This window comes from Paraburkholderia translucens, from assembly GCF_020881035.1.
GTDB lineage: Bacteria > Pseudomonadota > Gammaproteobacteria > Burkholderiales > Burkholderiaceae > Paraburkholderia > Paraburkholderia translucens.
Window position 1 is genome coordinate 92,978 of sequence record NZ_JAJITC010000001.1, and the last position, 15,246, is coordinate 108,223.

At 64.9% G+C, this 15,246-nt stretch carries 17 protein-coding genes; 4 read left to right on the top strand and 13 right to left on the bottom strand.

The window, feature by feature from the left end:
- Nucleotides 1–149 precede the first annotated feature (149 nt).
- Entirely contained in the window at nt 150–434 is a 285-nt protein-coding gene (locus LJ655_RS00390) for a hypothetical protein (RefSeq protein ID WP_230559285.1), read from the top strand.
- Here LJ655_RS00390 and LJ655_RS00395 read toward each other — a convergent pair.
- Nucleotides 431–1,108, bottom strand: a complete 678-nt coding sequence (locus LJ655_RS00395; protein ID WP_230559286.1) for a MarC family protein — start codon at nt 1,106–1,108, stop codon at nt 431–433. The two genes, LJ655_RS00390 and LJ655_RS00395, sit on opposite strands and share 4 nt — an antisense overlap.
- 277 nt (nt 1,109–1,385) lie before the next feature.
- Here LJ655_RS00395 and LJ655_RS00400 point away from each other — a divergent pair, with 277 nt between their 5' ends.
- Both LJ655_RS00400 and LJ655_RS00405 read left to right on the top strand, forming a co-directional pair.
- Complete coding sequence (locus LJ655_RS00400; protein WP_230559798.1) at nt 1,386–1,601, top strand: DUF3311 domain-containing protein; 216 nt, start codon at nt 1,386–1,388, stop codon at nt 1,599–1,601.
- A complete protein-coding gene (locus tag LJ655_RS00405) occupies nt 1,598–3,073 on the top strand; it encodes a sodium:solute symporter family protein (protein ID WP_230559287.1) in 1,476 nt (491 codons plus the stop codon). The genes LJ655_RS00400 and LJ655_RS00405 overlap by 4 nt, the downstream gene beginning before the upstream one ends.
- A 66-nt stretch (nt 3,074–3,139) precedes the next feature.
- On the opposite strand, the gene LJ655_RS00410 is transcribed toward LJ655_RS00405, so the two are convergent.
- Both LJ655_RS00410 and LJ655_RS00415 read right to left on the bottom strand, forming a co-directional pair.
- Entirely contained in the window at nt 3,140–4,321 is a 1,182-nt protein-coding gene (locus LJ655_RS00410; protein ID WP_230559288.1) for a GGDEF domain-containing protein, read from the bottom strand.
- Complete coding sequence (locus LJ655_RS00415) at nt 4,278–5,108, bottom strand: hypothetical protein (RefSeq protein WP_230559289.1); 831 nt, start codon at nt 5,106–5,108, stop codon at nt 4,278–4,280. The genes LJ655_RS00410 and LJ655_RS00415 overlap by 44 nt, the downstream gene beginning before the upstream one ends.
- Before the next feature lie 459 nt (nt 5,109–5,567).
- Here LJ655_RS00415 and LJ655_RS00420 point away from each other — a divergent pair, with 459 nt between their 5' ends.
- Nucleotides 5,568–6,635 carry an aromatic acid exporter family protein gene (locus LJ655_RS00420; protein WP_230559290.1) on the top strand — a complete coding sequence of 356 codons (1,068 nt, stop codon included), beginning with the start codon at nt 5,568–5,570 and terminating at the stop codon, nt 6,633–6,635.
- A gap of 22 nt (nt 6,636–6,657) precedes the next feature.
- Here LJ655_RS00420 and LJ655_RS00425 read toward each other — a convergent pair whose 3' ends face one another.
- From LJ655_RS00425 to cobM, 10 genes are all read right to left on the bottom strand, one after another.
- The gene (locus tag LJ655_RS00425; RefSeq protein WP_230559291.1) at nt 6,658–7,056 is read right to left on the bottom strand and encodes a cupredoxin domain-containing protein; all 399 of its coding nucleotides are present in this window, start codon (nt 7,054–7,056) and stop codon (nt 6,658–6,660) included.
- A 36-nt stretch (nt 7,057–7,092) separates the two neighbouring features.
- The gene (locus LJ655_RS00430) at nt 7,093–8,037 is read right to left on the bottom strand and encodes a metallophosphoesterase family protein (protein ID WP_230559292.1); all 945 of its coding nucleotides are present in this window, start codon (nt 8,035–8,037) and stop codon (nt 7,093–7,095) included.
- A gap of 172 nt (nt 8,038–8,209) precedes the next feature.
- Nucleotides 8,210–9,151: an aldo/keto reductase gene (locus LJ655_RS00435; protein ID WP_230559293.1), complete on the bottom strand. Its 942-nt coding sequence runs from the start codon at nt 9,149–9,151 to the stop codon at nt 8,210–8,212.
- Between the two features lie 47 nt (nt 9,152–9,198).
- A complete protein-coding gene (locus LJ655_RS00440) occupies nt 9,199–9,813 on the bottom strand; it encodes an HAD family hydrolase (RefSeq protein ID WP_230559294.1) in 615 nt (204 codons plus the stop codon).
- A 56-nt stretch (nt 9,814–9,869) separates the two neighbouring features.
- Nucleotides 9,870–11,045, bottom strand: a complete 1,176-nt coding sequence (locus LJ655_RS00445) for an epoxide hydrolase family protein (RefSeq protein ID WP_230559295.1) — start codon at nt 11,043–11,045, stop codon at nt 9,870–9,872.
- A 100-nt stretch (nt 11,046–11,145) separates the two neighbouring features.
- The gene (locus LJ655_RS00450) at nt 11,146–11,973 is read right to left on the bottom strand and encodes a DUF4148 domain-containing protein (protein ID WP_230559296.1); all 828 of its coding nucleotides are present in this window, start codon (nt 11,971–11,973) and stop codon (nt 11,146–11,148) included.
- Between the two features lie 199 nt (nt 11,974–12,172).
- Nucleotides 12,173–12,589, bottom strand: coding sequence for a DUF4279 domain-containing protein (locus tag LJ655_RS00455; protein WP_230559297.1), 417 nt, complete (start codon nt 12,587–12,589; stop codon nt 12,173–12,175).
- 424 nt (nt 12,590–13,013) lie between these two features.
- Nucleotides 13,014–13,649 carry a carbonic anhydrase gene (locus tag LJ655_RS00460; RefSeq protein WP_230559298.1) on the bottom strand — a complete coding sequence of 212 codons (636 nt, stop codon included), beginning with the start codon at nt 13,647–13,649 and terminating at the stop codon, nt 13,014–13,016.
- A 332-nt stretch (nt 13,650–13,981) separates the two neighbouring features.
- Nucleotides 13,982–14,257 carry a DUF1488 family protein gene (locus tag LJ655_RS00465; protein WP_013091756.1) on the bottom strand — a complete coding sequence of 92 codons (276 nt, stop codon included), beginning with the start codon at nt 14,255–14,257 and terminating at the stop codon, nt 13,982–13,984.
- A gap of 252 nt (nt 14,258–14,509) precedes the next feature.
- On the bottom strand, nt 14,510–15,238 hold the full coding sequence (cobM, locus tag LJ655_RS00470) for a precorrin-4 C(11)-methyltransferase (RefSeq protein ID WP_230559299.1): 729 nt from the start codon (nt 15,236–15,238) through the stop codon (nt 14,510–14,512).
- Nucleotides 15,239–15,246: the final 8 nt, after the last annotated feature.

The following is a 15,246-nucleotide window of genomic DNA, read 5'->3' on the forward strand; positions in this document are numbered from 1 at the left end:
TGCCACGACCAATGAGATTCCGGCGCGCAGGGTCATCGCAATGCGGCGCGCGTGCTGGCCTGCAGCAATTGACGTACCACGCAAACCACGATCGCCATGCTGCGGCATGCGGGTTGCGCACCTCTACGAAGAACTCTGTGGAGAGCTTGATGGAATTACCCGACACGAGCCGAAGGGCACGCCGCGGAATCGGCGCCTTCGACGGGGATGCGCCAATCCATGCTGCGATTTCGCTGGCGTCGCCGCCGCGACGTCTGCATGTGCCGACGCCGCCCGAAACCGATCCCGACAATACGCCGCCGTACCCGCCGTCGCCGAACATCGACCCCGATCCGATTCCCGACGATCCGCTCGATGATCCTCACGGACCACCTGAAGGCGATCCGCCAGCGGCGCCGCCGCCCATGCACGCACCGAGAACGATGCGGCGCTAGCCCGCGGACGCGCGCATCGTCGCAATCGGAGTCAGGAATTCGGACACGCCGGTCAGGATGATCTGCACGCCGATGCAAAGCAGCAGGAACGCCGACACCCGCAAAGCGACCTTGGTGCCCTCGACGCCGAGGTAGCGCGCGAGAACGCTCGCGCGACTGTAGATCAGATAGACGCAGAGGGCCACCGCGAACGTGATCGCGACCGACGCAATGCTCGATATCACGAACGCCGACAGCTTGTGCGTGCGATTCGCGGAGAGCGCGATCGCGGTCGCGATCGAGCCGGGCCCGGTGGTCAGCGGCACGGTCAGCGGAAAAAACGCGCGCGACTTCGCGGTCTCGGCGTCGACGCGCTTGACTTCGGTCTGCTCGGCAGCCGATGTCTCGGGCGCGTTGAGCATCTGCCAGCCGCCCACGGCGAGCGTGAGCCCACCGCCGATGCGCAGCGCCTCCATCGAGATGCCGAAGAAACGCAGGACTGGTGTGCCGATAAAGAACGCGACCAGCAGCACGCAGGCAGCATAGATCGCGATCTTGCGGGCGAGCGCCTGGCGCTCGTCGCTGGTCAAGGGCGCGGTACGGTCCAGAAAAACGAATGCGCCGCCGAACGGATTGATGATGCTGATCAAGCCGATAAAGCCAAACATGATGTCCGAGATCAGACTTTCGACCATGTGCGTGTCCGTGTGGGCGGTCCGGAAAATGCTGCAATGCTCGCAGATGTTGTCGCGGCGCGCCAGTCACGCCGCAAAAATTCCGCCCGGCCCCCTGCGCGCCGCCGCGCATCCCGCCGTGCAGCGCAGCAATCGATGCCGGAACGATGCGCTTGCAACGGACGGGAAACTCACATTTATTTTGACCGGCTTTACGGCATCGAAGTATCCGTCATACAGTCGTCGGCGAAGCCGGAGTTTCAACGACACATACCTACTGTTTCGAGGAGATGCCCACATGCTGCTTCGTGTCCTTGCCGCTCTGCCGTTCATCGGCATCCTGGTCGGCATTTCGTTTGTCAATCGGGTCGAGCCGCTGGTGCTCGGCATGCCGTTCGTGCTGGCCTGGATCGTCATGTGGGTGGTGTTGAGCGCGATCATCATGGCGATCGTCTATCACCTCGATCCGTCCAACCGGCGCGTTGCCGCCGATGGCGAGGAGGTTCGCCCATGAGCGCACTCGTCATCATCGCCGCCGTCACGCTGTTCGCGCTGTTCCTCGGCGTGCGGGCCAAGCGCGGCCACGACATGAACCTCGAGCAGTGGAGCGTGGGGGGCCGCAGCTTTGGCACCGCGTTCGTGTTTCTGCTGATGGCCGGCGAGATCTATACGACCTTCACATTCCTCGGCGGCAGCGGTTTCGCTTATGGCAAAGGCGCGCCGGTCTACTACATCCTCGCGTACGGGACGCTCGCGTACATCCTGTCATATTGGATGCTGCCGCCGATCTGGCGCTACGCCAAGACGCACCGCCTCGTGTCGCAGCCGCACTTCTTCGCGCGCAAATACGAGAGCCCGGCGCTCGGCACGCTGGTCGCGCTGGTCGGCGTGGCCGCGCTGATTCCGTATCTGGTGCTGCAATTGAAGGGCCTTGGCATCATCGTCTCGACCGCGTCGTATGGGGCGATCTCGTCGACGGCCGCGATCTGGATCGGCGCGATCGTCGTGACCTCTTACGTGATCGTGTCGGGCGTGCGCGGCTCAGCGTGGAACTCGGTGGTCAAGGACCTGCTGATCCTCGCGATCGTGCTGTTCCTCGGCATCTATCTGCCGCTGCACTACTACGGCGGCTTCGCCGAGATGTTCCGCGCGATCGACGCCGCCCGTCCCGGCTTCCTGACCTTCCCGGCGCACGGCTCGAGCGTCGTGTGGTTCCAGTCGACCGTGCTGCTGACCGCGCTCGGCTTCTTCATGTGGCCGCATACGTTCGGCTCGATCTTCACGGCAAAGGACGAGCGCATCTTCCGCCGCAATGCCGCGATCCTGCCGCTCTATCAGCTGATCCTGCTGTTCGTGTTCTTCGTCGGCTTCGCGGCGACGCTGCGCGTGCCGGGTCTGAAAGGCGCCGACATCGACCTGTCGCTGTTCCGCCTGTCGCTGCAGACGTTCGATCCGTGGTTCGTCGGCGTGATCGGCGCGGCCGGCATCCTGACCGCGCTGGTGCCAGGCTCGATGATCCTGACCTCGGCCTCGACACTGCTCGCCAACGACGTCTATCGCGGCATGGTGAACCGCGACGCGTCGGATGCGTCGGTCGCGACGATCGCGCGCGTTCTCGTGCCGGTCGTGGCGCTGGTCGCCGTCAACTTCACGCTGAACGGCGGCGAAACCATCGTCGCGCTGCTGCTGATGGGCTACAGCTTCGTCACGCAACTGTTCCCGGCCGTGATCTGCAGCCTGTTGCCGCACAATCGCGCGACGAAGCAAGGCGCGTTCTGCGGCATCATCGCGGGTGTCGCCGTGGTCGCGCTGAGCAACATGCTGCACTGGAGCGTCGGCCAGCTCATGCCGTTCCTGCCCGATGCGCTGAAGGACGTCAACATCGGCTTCCTCGCGCTCGCGGTGAACCTGATCGTGTTCGTGAGCGTGAGCGCGATGACCCAGCCGAGCGCGGCCGAACAGGAGAAGCATGCGTCGGTGCATTGACGGGATCGACCAACGCGCCACAAGGAACCGGGTGGCGCAACGACCATCAATGACGTTCATGCCGGCTCACAACGCCGCCGCCCTGCCCGTCTGCGCCGCGAATGCAAAGCCGTTCTTGCCGTCGCGCTTGACCCGATACATCGCGGCATCGGCCGCGGCGACCAGCCGGCGGTGATCGTCGACGTCGTCGGGATAGCTCGCAATGCCCACGCTCGCGCGCACCCGCCCGGTCCCCAGTTGCGCGTCGGTGTCGACCACGCAGGCGATCAATCGCCGCGCGATCTCGGCCAGCTCCTCATCGCCCGCAAAATTGCGCACCAGCACCGCGAACTCGTCGCCGCCGATCCGCGCGACCAGATCGCCTCTGCGCACCGACGCGCGAAACCGCGCGGACACCGCGGCGAGGAACTCGTCGCCGGCGCGATGCCCGAACAGATCGTTGACCTGCTTGAAGCCGTCGAGATCGATATAGAGCACGGCGAGGCGTTGCTCGACCATCGCGGTGCGCGCGCTCTTCGCGGCCGCCTCGAGCGCGGCCAGCAGCTTGCGGCGGTTCGACAGGCCGGTCAGCGAATCGTGCAGCGACGCGTGCTCGAACTCGTGCGACTGTCCCGCGAGTTGCAGGTTGCGCTTCGCGTACATGCCGAGCGCCGTGATCAGCAGGCAGAACAGCAGCGCGGCGAGCGCGATCAGCGTGCGCGCGACGTGCGCGACGCGCAGCCGCACGTCGGCGCTCGACGCGTCACGTTGCGCGCGCCAGTAAGCCGTCACACTGGCGAGCACCGTCGCGACGGCCTCGGGTGTGACCTGCGTCGCGGACATCGGCGCAATGGGCGGCGCCGGCGACGGGCTCGCATTGACGAGCGCCACGAGCGACGCGAAGCGCCGCGAGAATTCGGCGCGCGCCGCCTCATAGGCGGGGACGAACGCCGCGTCGCGACTCGCCGGGCTATCGGCCATCCGCTGCCACACGGCCAGTTGCTCACGCGCGCTGTCGACGCGCGCGGCCGCTTCGAGCACGAGGCCCGCGTACTCCTGCTTCAATTGATCTGAGAACACCGTGCGGATCTGTATCGCCACGTACAGCAGCCCGAACAGCAGAAACAGCAGCGCGGCCACGGCGATGCTCGCCGGCCCGAGCCGCAAGCGCCGCACCCGTAGGCGCGTGGTGCCGCGCAGCCCCGCTTGCCCGTCGATGGCGCTCTCAGGGATGGGAGTAGGGATCTTGCTGCTGCCGGCCGTTCTCATGTTGACGATAGCTCACGCGTCGAAAGAACTGCCCGATCCGCGCAAACAGATTGTCCTTGTGCTTCGGCGACGCGCGCCGTTCCTGCTGCGCGAGGCGCGTGTCCTTTGCGCCATGAGCGGCCGCGGGCCGCGCGTTGGACGCGGCGGTATTGGCGCCGTGCTTCGTGGAACGCGGGCGAGGCGCGGGAGCGATGGGCGCCGCGGGCGTATCGGCCGGCGGAACGATCGAAGCATCGGGTGGTGTGTCGGCCGAGGTATCGGCCAGCGTGGGGGAGAGACTCGGGTCCGGCGAACGCGGGAGGACCGGACCGAACCAGACTGTCGCGTTGTTGGCGTTGAAGCCGCGAAACGCGCTGGTCGCTTCGAGCGCGACTTCAGGCGCCGTGGGCTGCGTGGCAAACGGTGCGGGTGACTGAGCGACTGACTGAGCGGCGGGCTGAGAGGCTGATTGAGAAACTGCCTGTGAGACTGGCTGAGCGACTGACTGGTCCGGCGCGTGCGCGACCGCGACCGTCGGCGCCCCACGCGATGCCGGCGAGCCGAGCGCCTCGCGCGCACCCGCGATGGCCTCCGTGTACGTCTGCTGGTCCTCGTTGAACCAGACGCCGTACGCGACGGTGCCCACCACGCCGAAGGTCAGCGCGCCCGCCGCCGCGAGGCACAGCGCCAGGCGGCCGAAGCGCGGCGGGGACGCGCCCGATTCGACCGGGCCGTCACGATCGAAGCCGGAGTGCCGCCCGTCCGCTGCGGATTGACGCAAGTCGGTATCGTCGAGATCGGTAGCCATCGCAATACGCTCCGGATACGTGCCACTTCAGGCCGAAAAACTGGCGAGCCGACGCACTCACAAGCGAGCCGGCAAACGGCGCCTGCAAACAGCGTCCGCACGCCTTGTCCGAGGAATGTAATCCTGCCGCGAACGGCCGACAACACACCGGCGTTGCGTTTCCGCTGCGTCCCTATCGTGCATTGAACGATTGCTCCCGGGTCGCTTCGGCCCGCAAATAAAGCGTGCAAATCTGGTAAAAACTGCAACCGGTTTGCAACCCGCCAGGCCGCCAGGCGCCGGCGGGCGGCCGCTCCGCTTGATGCGACGGGGGGTCTGCGAAACGCGCCAGCGCGGTCGCCGTGCTGGACGCAACAACCAGGCCTGGCGGCCGGCTCGCGTGATGGTAAGGTCAGGTCCGCACGGGTCGCGAACGCAGCGCCGTGCCGGGCCCAACCTCACCGGTCAGCAATAAAGATCATGTCCAACCCGTATCAACACAAGCCACTCACGCCTTTTCGCCGGGCACTTGCGCGTTTTTCTCTTTCGGAGACCGCCAAATACGCGAAGCTGACGCTCGGCCTGTGGATCGGTTTCGGCATTCCGTACCTGCTCGGCTACCCCGACGCGGCCGTGCCTCTTGCGGGTTCGGCGATGCTGACGCTGGCGCTCGGAAGCTCGATTTCGGCGGCCCGAAGCTACTTCTACAAGCGGGTATTTTCGAATGTGGTGGCCATGCCGATCGCCACGCTGCTGATCTGGCTGACCGCGCCCGATCTGTGGCTCGCCGCGGCGCTGCTGCCGGTCGTGATCTTCAGCATCGTCGCGCTGCGGCCGTCGCTGTTCCAGATGACCAGCATCACGGTGCCGATTACGCTCGTGCTCTATACCGGTGAACATATTCCGCTGCTCGAACTGCGCCTCATCGGTGTGGTGCTAGGGATGTTGCTCGGCTTCATCATCCAGCAGATCGCGTTTCCGCCCGATCACGGCTACTGGGCGAACACGCTCGTCAACGAAGGCAACGAGCAGGCCACCGGCGTTGTCTCTCAACTGGCCGCGGGTCAGTTCGACAAAGCGCAGATCAAGCCGGCGGCCTCGACACTGCGCGCGCTGAGCACGAACCTCAAGCAGGCCCACCAACTGCTGAAGACCGACCTCGAGCAGGCGTGGATGTCGCCGCATCTGAAGCGCAACGCGGCGCGGCTGCCGGTGTTCGCGTGCTATCAGGAGACCTTCGATTCACTCGTCAACTTTCTCGAAACGATGGACACCTTTCACGACCAGTTCGCCGCGCTCGACGCCGCGTGGCGCGAAGCGTTTCACGCGCGGCTCGCGAGGCTCGTGGACGCGCACCGTCAATTGGCCGAGGCAGCGGACCTGCGTGTCGAGCGGGCGCCGCTCGCCGCCCCGCCGCTGCAGATGGAGGACCTGCGCCAGCTGACCGAGGACCTGCCCGCGTCGAACGTGTTTACGAGCGTGTACCTCGGGCATCTGACCGGCTATGGGATCTTGTTGTGCCGGTTGAGTCAGATGCATACCGCGTGAGCGGCGGGGGGCGTTGCACCGGTCATTGCACCGTAATGGTCGCCCTCATGTTCGGATGAATGCCGCAAAAGATCTTGTACACCCCAGGCTTATCAAACTTGAATTGAAAGGTGTCGTTCTGATCGAGGGCGCCCGAGCGGAACAGGCCCGCTTCGTTGACCACGGTGTGCGGCTCGCCGTCCAGATTTTTCCATGTGACCGTCGTGCCCGCCTTGACGGCTAGATCCGTCGGAGCGAACGCGAAGTTCTTCATTACCATCTCGTTAGGGGCCAACGCGACGGTCTGTTTCTGCACTTTCATGGGCATCTGCATCTGCATCTGCATCGTCGTTTGCGCGAAGCCGAGTTCCGCCGACACCGCCAGTATGGCGAGACTGGCGGGCAGAATCACGAGCGCGCGGCCGATCCTGTTCGTGAGCATGACTGATCTCCTCAAGCGTTAAACAGTGACGCGCCATCAGGCGAGCGTCGTGTCATCGAGTGTCGCCTTCAGCGGTTTGCGCGCGATGCTGACGCTCGTCACACCGAGCATCTTCGGCAACTGGTCGCTCGCGACCTTCAGCGGCCCCGGGCCGTCGCCGTTGCCGGCGGTCGGCTGCGGATAGGCGGTCGAGCGCGCGGTGTGGAACGTCACGTTGCCCTCGACCTTCGTGACGATCTGATGAATGTGACCGTTCAGCACCGTTACCGAACCGAAGCGCTGCAGATAGCTCATCGCCTGTCCCGCGTCGCCGGTGCCCCAACCCCACGGCGCGTAGATCGTCCACATCGGCATGTGCGCGAACACGACGATCGGTGTGCTCGCCGAGCGCCCCTTCAGATCGTTTTCGAGCCACTCGAGCTGCTCGTCGCCGAACCCGCCGAGGCCATTCGGCTTGAAATGCATCACGTTGACGAGAGCGACGAAGTGCACGCCCTGGTGATCGAAGCTGTAATAGCCGCGGTTATCCGACGCCTTGCCGAAGCGGTTGAAGTACTCGGTGCCGGGGCCGTCGGTGACGTCATGCTCGCCGGGCACCGTGTGCAGTTCGGTGATTTTCAGGCCCGACATCAGTTGCGCGGCGAGATCGAACTCCGAGGGTTTCGACAGGTGCGTGATGTCGCCGGTGTGAATCGCGAGCGGCGGCCTCGCCGGCATCGCGTTGACGTATTCGATCGTCTGTTTCAGCGTGCCCGCGACATCGGGATTCGCTTCCTTGTTGAAGCCGATATGCGTGTCACTGATCTGCAGGAACAGCGGCACGCCGCCCATGGGTTGCGCGGTGTTCGTGTCGGCTGCGAGCGCGAGCTCGACCGGCGTCAACACGCCGCCGGACAACATGAATACGGTGCCGAGGCCACCGTACGCAAGACATTTCAGCGCGCCGCGGCGCGCCGGATCGAATGAATGATGTGACGACATGATGACCTCACAATAAGGATTCGCGGAACCGAACCCGGTTCGTGAGGCATGACCGGCGGGTTGCGGGTTTTATTCCCGCGTCGTGAGGAGATGGTGGGGAACGGTACTTGTATGCGGATCGAAAGCGGAAAGTAATCGCCGCGACGGCCTGCTCGCCGGGTTGCGCACCACCTCAGCCGCTCACCGCCGCGATGATCCGCGCGCGCATCGCTTGATCGGGCAGCGGTCCCGAACCCGCGCGAACGTTGTCCGCCATGTATTGCGGCCGACCGGTGCCGGGAATCACCACCGTCACCGCCGGCTGCGCGAGCACGAACTTCAACAGAATCTGCGCCCAGCTCGTGCAGCCGATTTCCCCTGCCCATGCCGGCAGCGGCGTCTTCATCACGCGGGCGATCAGCCCGCCGCCGCCGAACGGCTGATTGATCACGACGCCGATGCCGAGATCGGCCGCGAGCGGCAGGATGCGCTGCTCGGCCGCGCGATCGTCGGCGGCGTAGTTGACCTGCACGAAGTCGGGCTTCTCGCTGCGCATCACCGCGGCCACTTCATCGAATGCGCTCGACGTGTAATGCGTGATGCCGAGATAGCGAATCCGGCCGTGCGCTTTCCAGTCGCGCAACGTCGCGAGTTGCGTACGCCAGTCGAGCAGATTGTGAATCTGCATCAGATCGACACGCGGCTGCTGAAAGCGCCGCAGCGATTCCTCCATCTGTGCGATGCCGGCTTCGCGTCCCTCGGTCCATACCTTGGTCGCGACGAATGCCTTGCGATGCGCGTCGAGCTGCGTGAGCAGCGCGCCCGCGACCGCTTCCGACGACCCGTACATCGGCGAAGAATCGATCACCGAGCCGCCGGCTTCAAAGAGGACGCGCAGCACGTCGGCGAGTTGCGCCCGTGCAGCGGGATCGTCGCCGACGTCGAACGTGCGCCACGTGCCGCAGCCGATCACCGGCAGCGCTTCGCCGGTCGATGGGATCGCGCGGCGGCTCATGCGGGGTAAGGCGGTCCCGGTTTGCGCGGCCGCGACGCGCGACAATGCCAGCGAAGCCGGCAGCCCCAGCGCCGCGCGCAGAAAACGGCGGCGGCGATCGTGGTTCGACGCAGCAGTCATAACCTGAGGCGCCCTCGCACGCGGAAGTTCGATCGGCATCGCAACGGCTAAAGCACGCCGCGCCGCGCGAGTTCAGCCGACAAGGCCGCCGCGTCGACGAACCGGTAGCCCTGCAAGCCAGCCGCGAGTGCGCCGTCCACGTTGGCCTGGGTGTCGTCGATGAACAGCGTGTCGACTGCGGCCGCGCCGAGGCGCTCGACGCAGCGCAAATAGGTTTGCCTGGCAGGCTTGGCCGCGCCGAACGCCGCCGACGAATAGACGTGCGGCCCGAACAGCCGCGCCACGGGCGGATTCAGATAACCGATGTGATCGGTCAGCAGGTGGCAGTTGTTCGTCAGGATCGCGATGCGGCAGCGATGCGCCGCGCGCGACGCCAGCGCGAGCGCCGGATCGTTCGGTGTGATCGACGCGAGCCGCGCGTCGAGCCATTCGGCGCGGCTCACCGGATAGTTCAGCAGTGCGCCCAGCTCGCGCAAATATTCGTCGTCGCTGATCTCGCCGCCGTCGGCGCGCGCCTCGAGTCCCGAGCCCCAGATCGCATCGTGCACGGTCTGCTCCGTGCAGCCCGCAATCGCCGCGAGCCGTTGGACGCGCGCGGCGCGATCGTAGTGCGACAGGACACCTTCCAGGTCGAACAGTAGCAGCGTGACGGGTTCGCTCATGCTGTCGGTCTCGCGTGTCGAAGTTGGAGCACAGAGGTGATGCGCCCGGGCCGAGTCTAGCGCGACGCGCCGCGCAATGGCCTGAAGAACTTGCGAATCTCGGCCGCGAGCAACGCGGGCTTTTCCATTGCCGCGAAGTGCCCGCCGCCTTGCATTTCACTCCACTGCACGACGTTGAAGGTTCTTTCGAGCCAGCTACGCGGCGGATGATTGATCTCCTTCGGAAACACCGCGAAGCCGAGTGGCGTGTCGATACGCTGAGCGTTGGAGAAACGGATCGGCTGCAGGCGGTTTTCCCAATACATCTGCATCGCCGGGCCAATGCACTGCGTGAACCAATACAGCGAAATATTCGTCAGCAGGTCGTCTTTCGAGAACACGCTTTCCACCTCGCCTCCGCAGTCGCTCCACGCGCGAAACTTCTCGCTGATCCACGCGGCGAGTCCTATCGGCGAATCGTTCAATGACGCGGCCACGGTCAACGGCTTCGTGGAATGCAGATGCGCGTAGCCGCCTTCGAGCGCAAACCAGTCGTTCTTCTCGCGCAGATAGTCCTGCTCGGCCGGCGTCAGCGGCTGCCGTGCCGCGCCGATCGCGGGTTCGTAGGAGCTTGGCAGGAAGTTCAGATGAATGCCATCGACCGCCCGCGGATGACGCGCGGCCAGCGCGATCGACACGCCCGCGCCGAGATCGCCGCCCTGCGCGCCGAAGCGCTCGTAGCCGAGCCGGCGCATCAGCGACACCCACAGGTCCGCCACCTGGAACGAGGACATGCCGGCCTGCGCGGGCGCCGGCGAAAACGCGAAGCCCGGCAGCGACGGCGCGACGACGTCGAACGCATCGGCGGGATCGGCGCCGAACGCGGCCGGATCGCACAGATGATCGAGCAGCGCGTGAAGCTCGAAGAACGAGCCGGGCCAGCCGTGCGTGATCACGAGCGGATAAGCTTTGAAGCCGGGTGCGACGCTGGCCGCGCGCCGATGCGCGAAGTGCACGGTCTGCCCGTTCACGTCGGCGAGAAACTGCGGCAGCTGGTTGAGTCTGTGTTCGGCCGCGCGCCAGTCGAAATGCCCGGCCCAATACGTCGCGAGTTCGCGCAGCCATGCCGGGTCGGCGCCCTGCTGCCATGCGGGTGATGACGTCGCGGGCGCCCAGCGGGTGGCGCGGATGCGAAAGCGTAGATCGTCGATGTCCTGATCGGGGATCGCAATCTCAAACGGGTCAATCTGCATGGCGGATCGTCCTGCATCGGTTGGCGGGTTTTCGTCATCGTACCCGCCTCGGACGAAAGCGACCTTCGCGCGGCTCGCCGCATCTTTGCGCAGAAGCTCATCAGGGACGCGGTCCCATCGGCTCGGGATTGCCGAACGCCGGGAAGGTGCCGTTCTCACGCGCGCGCTCGAGTTCGGCGCGGACCTCGGCGCGGGTCCTGGGAGCGTCGCTGGCGATCGACTCGGGCTCGGCTTGCGAGGCCGCTTCCGCGCGCGATACCGATGCCGGCGAGTCGACGCCTTGCGACCCCGGCCACGCCTCTGGCGCCACGCTTGCTGCCTTCTTCGCGGACCGCTCGCCAGTAGAACTGCTCCTGTGGCTGCCGCCGCGTGCATGACTCGTGCCCGATGTCGTAGCAGCGCCTTGCGCCGAGCGCGGCTTTTTTGTGCCGCCGGACACGCCTCGTGGGTGCTCGCCATGCACACCGCGGCCATGGGGCGCGTGTTGGGGATTCGTCGCCGGCGATGTCTGCGGCAGGCTCGAATTCGGCGCTGACTGCAACGGCGCGTTCGTCGGTTGCCACGGGTTCGTCAACAGCGGCTGGCTCGTCTGTTGCTCGTTCGTCACCCGCGCGTACTGTAGCGCCGCGATGGCCAGAGCGTCGCCCGCCTGTGCTCCAATCGAAAGGTTTGACTGAGCCCGCAAGGCGGCCACGTCGTCGCGCAGCGCTCTGCGGCGCATTGCCTGCGCGCTCGCCGCTTCGTGGGTGCGGTCGTCACTCGGCTCCGCCACCGCGCCCGTCGCGCTGACGCCACGCTCGGCGTCGGCAGTGAGGCTCGCATTCTGACCGGACGACCAGTCGTTATCGAGCTGCGACACATAGGCGCCAATCGTCACCGCGCCGAAGACGAGGCCCGTCAACACGATCATTCTCGGTTCGCTATCCACTGCACGCTCTCCCTTCCCGCAGACCGACCGACGAAGTCGACGCACGCGCAACCGATCCACCCTACCTCTCAGAGTGTGAGCGTTCCGGATGACAATGTTTTTCTTTTAGGGCCGACGACTGACGAATCGGCGGATAGGGTCGGGGATGTGTCCGAAATCGCCGGGGATTACAGTGTGCCGCGCTCTTGCACGGGCCGCGCTATCGGTACTCGTCGATGTCGATAGTGCCGCCTATCGCTTCCATCAATGCGCGAATATCGTGGGGAATATCAGGTATGCGGTTGCCGGCTTCATTGCCCCAATAGCACCAGAATCGGGCCGTCACCCCTTCACGCGCCAGCGTCTCCCGGAGATCCGTTCGCGTGAGATTGAGTCGCTCGATGAGAAATCGCAGGTGGGGTTCGAGCGCGTCGCTGACAACGCGCCCCTCGCTGCCGAAGCCCCATAGCCCCACGCGGCCCGGCGTCCGGCTTACTCGCCCGGAAGGCGTGATAAACGGTTGGCCCTTGACAATGGCAACGTCGGGCTCCACTTCGAAAAACCTGGTCCAGAAGGCGGGATCGACGGAATCGCCCATTACGTGAAACGTGGCATACGCCAACTGTTGTTCAGACATTGATAATGGTCCCATCAGTCTGCCCAATCATGAAAATTGGCAACGAAGTTTCCCCGGAAGTAGGCCAGCTCAATTTCTCCGTATTCCTCTCGCGTCAGTTTCTTGATCGCGCTGTGCCAACGGAGGGCTGCGGAAAATCCCGATGCCTCCTTTATGTACATAATGTTCCGGCTAAAAAACATCTGGACTCCGCTTCCTTAACCCTTGCACGCGAAGCCCGCATCCTGGCAGCTCATCAGCGCCCATGAGCCCACCGGAACCAATCTTTACAAATATTTGACATCACTTAGGAATACTCTTGTCCGCCTCCAAAAAACGAACGCGGCGCACCAGAAAATCCGGTGCGCCGCGTTCGAGATAGACAAGCCTTTTACCGGGCCGCTGGGTCAGTTTCTCAAATCAAAGAATCGCTCAACCCGTCGCTTCAACCCGCGAAAATCTCCGGATTATCCGCAAGCGGCAAGAACTTGCCGCTCTGCCCATCGAGCGCGAGCATCTCGCCGCTTTCGATATTGAAGATCCACCCATGCAGCCGCAGCGTCTTGTTCACGAGCCCGACCGCCACCGACGGATGCGTGCGGATATTGCCGAGCTGCGCGATCACGTTGTCCTTGACCAGTGCCTCCAGACGCTCCGCGTCCGAGCAGTAGTGACGCGACGCGTTGATCGCCTTCGCCGCATCCGCGTGACGCAGCCAGCTCGCGACCGCCGGCATGTGTTCGAGATTCGTGCAGGACGAAATCGCCGTCATGGCGCCGCAGTTCGAATGGCCGCAGATCACGATGTCGCTCACGCCGAGCACTGCGATCGCATATTCGACCGTGGCCGACACGCCGCCCGGCTCCGGGCCGTACGACGGCACGATGTTGCCCGCGTTGCGGATTACGAAGAGCGAGCCCGGCTCGGTCTGCGTCAGCAGCTCCGGCACCACGCGGCTGTCCGAACAGGTCACGAACAACGTGCTGGGGTTCTGCGCGGTCGACAAACGCTTGAAGAGCGCGCTTTGCTGTGGAAAGACTTCGCGTTGAAAACGGATCAATCCTTCGATGATTTCCTGCACGATATTCTCCAGAGAATCGTAGAGACGGATTTTTAGATTGCCGCGACTATACCGCAGCCCTTCAATCGTCGCGCGAATCACCGTGCTAATCGTCGTGCGCGCCTGCCGCGAATTGCCGGCAAAAGAATGCTGTGCCTGCACTCGCCATAAAAAACCCGGCTGCCGGCAGCCGGGTCCAACTCTCTCGCTGACGCACCGCAAGCGCTGCCTGCATCAGCGCTGCGTGCATCACTTCTGTAGCCGCGCCGGCGTCGCGGATACGGATGCCGCGATGCAAGAGTCCTATCCATCGCGCCCGCCATTGCCTGAACCGATGCAATCAGGCAGGTCACTCAATCGAAGTCGCGTGTTTCGAGTTCCACGGACCGCCCGCCGTTTCGTTCCAGCACCCGCCGCGTCGCATTTTCAATGCGCGCGCGATTCGCCTCGAACGTTCCCACCAGATCGTGAGCCGACGGGGCGCCGTTGCCGAGGCTGCCATTGCCAAAATGGTCATTGAGCGCATCGAGCGACACGCTGCACCATACGTCCTTCCCGTCCACATTGGCCTCGTAGGCGACGCGCGCAGCAGCCACCACCTCCCGGCGTCCGGTGAATTCGATTCTCATGATCGTCCTCCATGTGTCAAAGGGAAACTCGATACGCAGCGGTCGCGCCCAAACCAGTTGGCCTGGCGGTTGCTCAGGCGCGAGCACGCATACTCCGCAAGGTGCACACTCCTGTCCGGCCGCCACATGCGGCCGCGCCGACGCGTCGCAGCAAGGCCTCCTCGGGGCCGTCGACGCGCTCGACATATCGATACTACGCTCTTCCACTTCGCGCTTTGCCGCGAGGACGGCTGCCCGGCTCGCCCTGTGCCGTCAACCGCCCTTCGCGTACAGCGTCGAATCGGCGAAACCTTCCGCGGCCAGCACCTGCCCGACCAGAATCAGTGCGGTCCGCTCGATTGCGCTGCCCTGCACTTTCGCGACGATATCGTCGAGCGTGCCGGTGATCTTCTCTTCGTCGGGCCAGCTTGCCCGATAGATCACCGCAATCGGACATGCGCCGCCGTAATGCGGCCGCAATTCATCGACGATGCGTGCGAGGTGCCGCACGCCGAGGTGAATCGCCAGCGTCGCACGATGCCGCGCGAGATCGGCCAGCTGCTCGCCTTCGGGCATCGACGTTTTGCTCGCATAGCGCGTGAGGATCAGCGTTTGTGACACGCCAGGCAGCGTCAGCTCGCAACCGAGCGCCGCCGCGCACGCGGCCGTCGCGGTCACACCGGGCACGATTTCATACGGAATGCCCAGCTCGCGCAAACGGCGGATCTGCTCGCCGATCGCACCGTACAGCGACGGATCGCCCGAATGCACGCGTGCGACGTGCTGACCTTTGGCGTGCGCCGCCGCGAGCAGCGCGACGATCTGGTCGAGATCGAGCTCGGCGGTGTTGATCACCTGCTCGGCGCGATGGCCTTCGAGCACCGCGGCCGGCACAAGCGACCCCGCGTACAGGATCACCGGGCAATCGCGCACGAGGCGTTGCCCTTTCACCGTAATCAGCTCCGGGTCGCCGGGACCGGCGCCGATAAAAAACACTGTCATTCAGCACT

What these genes read in the sequence shown, in the direction of transcription:
- LJ655_RS00390 (WP_230559285.1), top strand. Translation starts at nt 150, where the DNA reads ATGGAATTACCCGACACGAGCCGAAGGGCACGCCGCGGAATCGGCGCC.
- LJ655_RS00395 (WP_230559286.1), bottom strand. Translation starts at nt 1,108, where the DNA reads ATGGTCGAAAGTCTGATCTCGGACATCATGTTTGGCTTTATCGGCTTG.
- LJ655_RS00400 (WP_230559798.1), top strand. Translation starts at nt 1,386, where the DNA reads ATGCTGCTTCGTGTCCTTGCCGCTCTGCCGTTCATCGGCATCCTGGTC.
- LJ655_RS00405 (WP_230559287.1), top strand. Translation starts at nt 1,598, where the DNA reads ATGAGCGCACTCGTCATCATCGCCGCCGTCACGCTGTTCGCGCTGTTC.
- LJ655_RS00410 (WP_230559288.1), bottom strand. Translation starts at nt 4,321, where the DNA reads ATGAGAACGGCCGGCAGCAGCAAGATCCCTACTCCCATCCCTGAGAGC.
- LJ655_RS00415 (WP_230559289.1), bottom strand. Translation starts at nt 5,108, where the DNA reads ATGGCTACCGATCTCGACGATACCGACTTGCGTCAATCCGCAGCGGAC.
- LJ655_RS00420 (WP_230559290.1), top strand. Translation starts at nt 5,568, where the DNA reads ATGTCCAACCCGTATCAACACAAGCCACTCACGCCTTTTCGCCGGGCA.
- LJ655_RS00425 (WP_230559291.1), bottom strand. Translation starts at nt 7,056, where the DNA reads ATGCTCACGAACAGGATCGGCCGCGCGCTCGTGATTCTGCCCGCCAGT.
- LJ655_RS00430 (WP_230559292.1), bottom strand. Translation starts at nt 8,037, where the DNA reads ATGTCGTCACATCATTCATTCGATCCGGCGCGCCGCGGCGCGCTGAAA.
- LJ655_RS00435 (WP_230559293.1), bottom strand. Translation starts at nt 9,151, where the DNA reads ATGACTGCTGCGTCGAACCACGATCGCCGCCGCCGTTTTCTGCGCGCG.
- LJ655_RS00440 (WP_230559294.1), bottom strand. Translation starts at nt 9,813, where the DNA reads ATGAGCGAACCCGTCACGCTGCTACTGTTCGACCTGGAAGGTGTCCTG.
- LJ655_RS00445 (WP_230559295.1), bottom strand. Translation starts at nt 11,045, where the DNA reads ATGCAGATTGACCCGTTTGAGATTGCGATCCCCGATCAGGACATCGAC.
- LJ655_RS00455 (WP_230559297.1), bottom strand. Translation starts at nt 12,589, where the DNA reads ATGTCTGAACAACAGTTGGCGTATGCCACGTTTCACGTAATGGGCGAT.
- LJ655_RS00465 (WP_013091756.1), bottom strand. Translation starts at nt 14,257, where the DNA reads ATGAGAATCGAATTCACCGGACGCCGGGAGGTGGTGGCTGCTGCGCGC.
- cobM (WP_230559299.1), bottom strand. Translation starts at nt 15,238, where the DNA reads ATGACAGTGTTTTTTATCGGCGCCGGTCCCGGCGACCCGGAGCTGATT.